Source organism: Kitasatospora sp. NPDC001132 (genome assembly GCF_053598415.1).
The window spans coordinates 76,904-83,930 of the sequence record NZ_JBSFKF010000030.1 but is presented as its reverse complement, the minus strand read 5'-3'; the positions used below and the strand labels follow the sequence as shown (position 1 = coordinate 83,930).

The window sequence follows — 7,027 nt, the reverse complement described above, 5'->3', positions numbered from 1 at the left end:
CGCCAAGCCCAGCGGCCCGGTCATCGGCCCGAAGCCGTCGTCGGACCGCCCGAAGGGGGGGGGGGGCGCGGGGCTGGGGGGGGGCCGTCGCGCTCCTGGTGTCAGTGGTCGGTCCTGCGGTGATGCAGTGCTCCTCGTTCTTCCGGCGGCTGGCCGGATTCGGTGTGCCTAGAGGTGTGCGAGCTTGTAGAGCACGGGCGCGGCCTCCCTGAGGACGGCCCACTCCTCCTCGTCGAGCCCCTGGGCGAGCTCGGCGAGCCAGACGTTCCGGCGTCGACGACTCTCCGCGAGGATCGTCTCGGCCTGCTCGGTGCTGCTGACGACCACCTGGCGGCGGTCCTCGGGGTGCGGCTCGCGCCGCACCAGCCCCTTCTCCTCCAGCATCGCGACGATCCTGGTCATCGAGGGAGGCTGCACGTGCTCCTTCCGGGCGAGCTCACCCGGCGTCGCCTTCCCGCACCGGGCGAGGGTGCCCAGCACTCCCATCTCGGTGGGACTCAGCGACTCCTCCACCCGTTGGTGTTTGAGTCGTCGGGAGAGGCGCATCGTGGACGATCGCAGCTGACTGATCGCTGCGAGGTCCTGCTCGGACATCTCGGGCATCTCTTTAGACTACGTCATTACTCTCGCTAAGGAAAATGAGATCCGCCGCGCCGGAGGGTCACCCCGGTGCGATATTGGTCATGGGCCCCAGCTCTCGACTCCCAGAAGGGCCGACCTGCCATGTCCGACCTCGCCACCGAGCCGTCCGGGCGGTCCGAACGGCCGCAGCCGTCCGAGCAGTCGCAGCCGTCCGTGCCGTCCACCCGGACCGAGCCCGACGACACCGGCTTCGCCCGGCTCGCCATGGTCACCATCGACTGCGCCGACCCGGTCGCGCTGGCCTCGTTCTACGGCGAGCTGCTGGGGTGGGAGACCAGGCACGCGGACGAGCACTTCGCGATCCTGGACAACCCCGAGGGCGGCAGCCCGATCGGCTTCGGGCGGGTGACCGGGTACCGCCCGGAGCCGTGGAAGGAGCCGGACGGCAGCAAGCACTTCCACCTCGACTTCTACGTCGACGACCTGGACGAGGCCACCGAGAGGGCCCTCGCGCTCGGCGCCACCGAGCCCGCCTACCAGCACGGCCGCACGCTGCGGGTGCTGATCGACCCGGCCGGCCACCCGTTCGGGCTAGCACCCCTGGAGTGAGCGCCGACCGCGGCCCGGGGGCGGTGCGCAGGCGGTGTCAGGGATTGGTGCCGGGATCATGCAGGCCGCGTAAAGGTCCGCCCTGACCTGGGACTTCACGAAAAACGCGAACATTGTGCGATCCGCCGAACACTGACTACTCTGCCGGTTTGTCAGGGGCACCACATGCCAGGCTCCTCCCCGCGGGACCGCGTTCCCGCCCCGGTGCCCGTTGCCGCGCGCCTTCCCCGGCCAGTCGCGTCCGCCCGTGTCCCGGTGCCCGCAACCCTCGTCCAGGGAGCTCTGTTGGGTGAGATCCACCATGCCGATCACGGCTGGGTGACACCGGCGGTCTCGTACTTCGTCGCCTGCCTCGGTGCCTTCGTCGCGCTGCGCAGCACCCGCTGGGCACTCGTCTCCCGGGGCCGCACCCGGGCCGTCTGGCTGCTGTTCGCCTCGACCTCGCTCGGGGCCGGGATCTGGTCCATGCACTTCATCGCGATGCTCGGCTTCTCCGTGACCGGCGTCGAGATCAGCTACCGGCCCGGGCTCACCGTCCTCAGCCTGCTGGTCGCCGTCGCCGTGGTCGGCGTCGGGCTCTTCACCGTCGGGTACTGGCGGCACCGCGGCCCGGCCCTGCTGGTCGGCGGGCTGACCACCGGCCTCGGGGTCGCCGCGATGCACTACCTGGGCATGGCCGCGATGGTCCTGCCCGGCCGGCTCGACTACGACCGGCCCACCGTGGCGGCCTCGGTGGCGATCGCCGTGGTCGCGGCCACGGCCGCGCTCTGGGCCGCGCTGAACATCCGGGGCACGCTCGCCGTACTGGCGGCGGCCCCGGTGATGGGCGTGGCGGTCTGCGCGATGCACTACACCGGCATGGCGGCGCTCTCCGTCCGGCTGGACTTCTCGCGCTCCACCGCGGACGGCGTGATGGCGCTCCAGTTCGTCTTCCCGCTCGGGGTCGGGCTCGGCTGCTACGTGTTCTTCGGCTCGCTGGCCTTCGCCGTCTCACCGAGCCGACCCGACTCCCGGCCCCTGCTGGCCGGTCCGGCCGCCCCGCTGCCCCCGCGTGCTCCCGCCACCGAGCGGGCCGGGTGGGCCGCGCGCACCCCGGGCGGCCCGGACGACCCGCCGCTGGCGCCGCTCCCGCGGCGGCAGCGGCCACTGGGCGGGGCGGCCCGGCGCTGAGGCCGGGCGCGGGAGCGGAGCCCGAGCGGGCGTCCGGCCGGGCGTCCGCCCGGTCCCGTTCCCGTTCCGACGGGTACCGCCGCGTCAGGCCTGCCAGGGACGCCCGAGGAGCCCCACCACGTGCTCCGGCGTGGCCACCGGGCAGACCTTGTGCACGAAGTCCCGCCGCAGCGCGTGGTACGGCTCGCCCGCCCGGTAGAAGTTGGCGTGCATCCGGCGCAGTTCCTCCGCCCGGTACTCGGCCAGCGGCTTGGCCTCCTCGTCGACCGCGCGGCGGCGCTTCTTGTCCACCAGCCGCCCCGTGAGGTCCGGGGCGGCGGCGATCCGGGCGGCCTCGCGGGCCACCCAGCGGCGGAACCCGGCCGTGTCCCCGCCGACCGTACGGTCCACCAGGCCGATCCGGCGGGCGTGGTCGGCACCGACCGGCAGCGCCTCGGCGGTCAGCCGCTCGGCCTGCTCGGCGCCGACCCGCCGGGGCAGGGTGTACGTCCAGTACTCGGAGCCGTACAGGCCCATCAGCCGGTAGTGCGGGTTGAGCACCGCCGACTCCCGGCACCACACCTCGTCGGCGGCGAGCGCCGCCATCAGCCCGCCGGCCGCCGCGTTCCCGGCCAGGGCCGCCACCGTCACCTTGTCCGTCGTGGTCAGCACCGCCTCGACGAAGTCGTCCATCGCGTTGATGTTCTCCCAGGACTCCAGTGCCGGGAAGGCCGCGCCCTGGATGACGTTGAGCTGGATCCCGTTGGAGTAGAAGTCCCGGGGCGCGCCGAGCACCAGCACCGAGGTCGGCCGCTCGGCCGCCTCCCGGTACGCGGCGAGCAGCCGGCGGCACTGCCCGGTGCTCATCGCCCCGCCCGCGTGGGCGAATTCGAGGAAGCCGACCTCGCCCTCCTCGCGGTAGCGCAGCTCCGACCAGGTGTCCCGGCGGCTCGCCGCCTCCGGGCTCACCGGCACCTCGCGGACCCGGTACAGCTCGTCGGCGAGCACGGTGGCCGCCGGCAGCTTGAAGGTGGCCGGCCCGCCGGGGGTGCGGCGCGGGCGCAGCTGCGGTATCCACACCGCACCGTCCACGGTGGCCCGGCAGATCGCGCCGTCCCGGGTGGCCAGCACGGCGCCGGGCACCGGTCCGCGCAGCTCGTCCTCGGGGTGGCCGCCGTGCAGGAAGAACTCCCGCCCGTACAGCTCGTCCAACACGCCGGGCTGGGAGTCGGCGGCGCGCAGCTTGCGCAGCACGGTGGCGGTGTCGTCCCGCGACCAGTCGATCCGGCGCGCCTCCTGGCGCAGGAAGGGCCGCGGTTCGCCCTGCACGTCCGGCCGGGCGTAGTCCAGCGGCTCGGGGGTGAACAGCCCGCCCTCGTACCGCTGGACGGCCAGCAGGACGGCCTCGACGGCGGCGTCGGCGAGCTCGCCCCGGTACAACTCGCTCTTGCCGCAGGCGGGGACGGGGAACTCGACGGAGGCCCAGATGTCCCCGGCGTCCATCTCCTCGACGGCCTGCAGCACGGTGACGCCCCAGTGCTCCGCCCCCTCGGTGATCGCCCAGTCGAGCGAGGAGGGACCGCGGTCGCCCTTGGGCCCCGGGTGCACGATCAGGACGGTCCGGGTGGACCAGATGTCCTGCGGGACGGCCCTGGTGAGCATCGGGCAGATGATCAGCTCGGGGTCGGTGCGGGCCACCGCCTCCCTCATCCCCTCGTCTCCGAGGGCGAGTTGGACGGCGACCCGGTGGCCGCGCTCGCGCAGTCCGGTGTGGACGCGCTGGGTCAGGCTGTTGAACGCACTGGCGATCAGGAGAATGCGCAAGGAGGGCCTCCGGCGGGAACTGGGGTCGCGCGCAGGCGATGAAACCACGGCATGGACACGTAATGATTACGGTCCGTGTCTCGGCGCTCCACTCTCACGCACCCCGCACACCTGTGCCCCGCGTTTCGCCGGATCTCCCCAACTCCCCGTTCCCACCGGGTACCCTGCGCCGCCGGCGGACCCGCGCTATCGCGGGAACGCCCGGCGGGCCCGCCAGGTGGTGTGCTCCCGGGAGACCGCGTCCTCCGCCTCGGCGGCCAGCCGGGCCCAGCGCGCCTCGGCGTCCGGCGCCCGGAGGTCGAGGTCGGACAGCTGGTTGCCGACGTTCTCCAGCTCGCGCGCGGCCAGCTGGTAGGCGGCGGCCAGCGGGCCGAGCTGCTTGAGCTGCGTCCAGGCGATGATCGCCGCCGCCGCGGCCGAGGTGGCGCCGAAGACGTGCACCGGCAGCGCGCCGGTGGCCTGGGCGACGGCCGCCGCGGCACCGACGATGATCAGCACCGCGACGCCGAGCCCCCAGGAGACCGCCTGCGAGTCGCAGGCCTCGGCCCGGGAGCGGTACCAGGTGCGCTGGCCCTCGACCCGGGCGCGCAGGTAGAGGGTGCGCCGGGCGGTCAGGCTCTCGGCGCGCTGCCGGCGCATCTCCGGGGTGATCTCGGCGACGCTGCCGGGCGGCACGATCTCCGGGTCCTCGAAGGCCCGCAGCACGTCCTCGACCTGGAGCAGGTAGCCGCGGTCGACGTCCACGGACTCGGCCTCGCCGTCGAAGGGCGTGGCCCGGACGGTGTACTTCCAGGCCAGCGTCTTGACCGACTCGGCCGCCGCCCTGGCCTGGTACCAGCGGCCCTGCGGGTTGCTCCGGCGCAGCCGGGACCAGAAGTAGCCGGCCACCAGGAAGGCGGCGACCGAGAACAGCGGCCAGACGTCGAAGTCGCCCTTGTCGTCCGGGCCCGGGAACGACCCGATCACCGCGGCGACCACCAGCATCGCGATCAGGCCGCGGTACCAGCGCAGCGTCTCCCGCTGGCCGTCCAGCGATGCCTTGTCCGTCGTCCAGAACAGCTCCGGCAGAAGCTGTGCCTCGACGCCCCCCGGCGGATCCTGTTGCACCATCGGTCGAGTCCCCTCCCCCTTCTCCGTCCAGCCAGTATTCCCATCGCCAACTCGCCTACACGGGCGCATTTTTGACAACTTCCGACCGTTGGTGACGGGCGCGGCCGGAGGAGCGCCCCGGAAACGCCGGGCGGCCGGAGGAGCGGCCCGCGGAAACGCCGCGGCCCCGTCCTCCCGGGGTGAAGCCGGGGGGACGGGGCCGCGTGGGCCGTACGGCGTCAGAGCAGGCCGAGGGCCGGCATCAGGTAGTAGAAGGCGAACACCGCCGCCACCGCGTACATCGGGACCGGGACCTCGCGGCCGCGGCCGGCGGCCAGGCGCATCACGCAGAAGACGATGAAGCCCATGCCGATGCCGTTGGTGATGCTGTAGGTGAACGGCATCATCACGATGGTCACGAAAGCCGGGATCGCGATCGTGTAGTCGGCCCAGTCGATCTCCTTGATCGAGTTGGCCAGGATCAGGAAGCCGACGGTGACCAGGGCCGGAGTGGCGGCCTGGGCCGGGACCATGGTGGCGAGCGGGGTGAGGAAGAGCGCCACCACGAAGAGCAGGCCGGTGACGATCGAGGCGAAGCCGGTCCTGGCGCCCTCGCCGACACCGGCGGTGGACTCGACGAAGCAGGTGTTGGCGGAGGACGAGGTGGCACCGCCGGCCGCGGTGGCGATGCCGTCCACCATCAGGACCCTGTTGATGCCGGGCAGGTCGCCCTTCGCGTCCAGCAGGTGGGCCTCGTCGGCCACGCCGAGGATGGTGCCCATCGCGTCGAAGAAGCAGGACATCAGCACGGTGAAGACGAACAGCACGCCGGTCAGCACGCCGACCTTCTCGAAGCCGCCGAACAGGCTGACCTTGCCGACCAGCCCGAAGTCCGGCGCCGAGACCGGGTTGCCCGGCCAGGTCGGGACGGTGAGGCCCCACTTGAGCGCCGGGATGTCGGCCACCTTGTCGATGATCGCGGCGAGCGCGGTGGAGACCGCGATGCTGATCAGGATGGCGCCGGGCACCTTGCGGATCAGCAGGATCAGGGTCAGCAGCAGGCCGACCACGAAGATCAGCACCGGGAAGCCGAGCAGGTGCCCGTTGCCGCCGAGCTGGAGCGGGACCGTGGTGTGGGCGGCGTCCGGGATGCGGCTGACGAAGCCGGAGTCGACCAGGCCGACCAGGCTGATGAACAGGCCGATGCCGATCGCGATCGCCTTGCGCAGACCGAGCGGCACGGCGTTCATGACCCGCTCGCGCAGACCCGTGGCGACCAGCAGCATGATCGCGAAACCGGCCAGCACGACCATGCCCATGGCGTCCGGCCAGGTCATCTTGGGGGCGAGCTGGAGCGCCACGATCGTGTTGACGCCGAGGCCGGCGGCCAGGCCGATCGGCACGTTGCCGATGACCCCCATCAGCAGGGTGGTCAGAGCCGCGGTCAGGGCGGTCGCGGTGACCAGCTGGCCGCTGTCCAGGTGGGCCCCGGTGACGTCGGTGCCGCTGGCCAGGATGATCGGGTTCAGCACCAGGATGTACGCCATGGTGAAGAAGGTGGCGACACCACCGCGGATCTCGCGCGGCAGGGTGGAACCCCGCTCGCTGATCCGGAAGAAGCGGTCGACGGCGCTCGTGGGGGGCTTCGGCGCGGCGTCGGCGGGTTCGGGCGACTCGGTGGTCGGCTGGACCACAGGCATGTGCGTGCGTCCTCTGTGGGGGAGCTGAGGAGAGGGAGTGGACGCCCGGGGCGACGGTGGCCGGGCGCAGATCT

The 7,027-nt window shown here is 72.7% G+C and carries 6 protein-coding genes; 2 read left to right on the top strand and 4 right to left on the bottom strand.

Annotated features, from left to right (window positions below; genetic code table 11):
* Positions 1-168: 168 nt before the first annotated feature.
* Positions 169-603, bottom strand: a complete 435-nt coding sequence (locus ACWDBE_RS30500) for a MarR family winged helix-turn-helix transcriptional regulator (protein WP_030235202.1) — start codon at positions 601-603, stop codon at positions 169-171.
* 120 nt (positions 604-723) lie between these two features.
* On the opposite strand from ACWDBE_RS30500, the gene ACWDBE_RS30495 reads away from it, so the two are divergent.
* Both ACWDBE_RS30495 and ACWDBE_RS30490 read left to right on the top strand, forming a co-directional pair.
* The gene (locus ACWDBE_RS30495; protein ID WP_449791426.1) at positions 724-1,191 is read left to right on the top strand and encodes a VOC family protein; all 468 of its coding nucleotides are present in this window, start codon (positions 724-726) and stop codon (positions 1,189-1,191) included.
* A 285-nt stretch (positions 1,192-1,476) separates the two neighbouring features.
* Positions 1,477-2,361 carry an MHYT domain-containing protein gene (locus ACWDBE_RS30490; RefSeq protein ID WP_449809602.1) on the top strand — a complete coding sequence of 295 codons (885 nt, stop codon included), beginning with the start codon at positions 1,477-1,479 and terminating at the stop codon, positions 2,359-2,361.
* A gap of 84 nt (positions 2,362-2,445) precedes the next feature.
* Here ACWDBE_RS30490 and ACWDBE_RS30485 read toward each other — a convergent pair whose 3' ends face one another.
* From ACWDBE_RS30485 to ACWDBE_RS30475, 3 genes are all read right to left on the bottom strand, one after another.
* Complete coding sequence (locus tag ACWDBE_RS30485; protein ID WP_449809601.1) at positions 2,446-4,164, bottom strand: hydrogenase maturation protein; 1,719 nt, start codon at positions 4,162-4,164, stop codon at positions 2,446-2,448.
* A gap of 186 nt (positions 4,165-4,350) precedes the next feature.
* Complete coding sequence (locus ACWDBE_RS30480; RefSeq protein ID WP_449792732.1) at positions 4,351-5,274, bottom strand: DUF4231 domain-containing protein; 924 nt, start codon at positions 5,272-5,274, stop codon at positions 4,351-4,353.
* 218 nt (positions 5,275-5,492) lie between these two features.
* A complete protein-coding gene (locus ACWDBE_RS30475) occupies positions 5,493-6,953 on the bottom strand; it encodes an NCS2 family permease (RefSeq protein ID WP_449792731.1) in 1,461 nt (486 codons plus the stop codon).
* Positions 6,954-7,027: the final 74 nt, after the last annotated feature.

Bases quoted from the DNA above. Each gene is read 5' to 3' on its own strand.
- ACWDBE_RS30500 (WP_030235202.1), bottom strand. From the start codon at position 603: ATGCCCGAGATGTCCGAGCAGGACCTCGCAGCGATCAGTCAGCTGCGA.
- ACWDBE_RS30495 (WP_449791426.1), top strand. From the start codon at position 724: ATGTCCGACCTCGCCACCGAGCCGTCCGGGCGGTCCGAACGGCCGCAG.
- ACWDBE_RS30480 (WP_449792732.1), bottom strand. From the start codon at position 5,274: ATGGTGCAACAGGATCCGCCGGGGGGCGTCGAGGCACAGCTTCTGCCG.
- ACWDBE_RS30475 (WP_449792731.1), bottom strand. From the start codon at position 6,953: ATGCCTGTGGTCCAGCCGACCACCGAGTCGCCCGAACCCGCCGACGCC.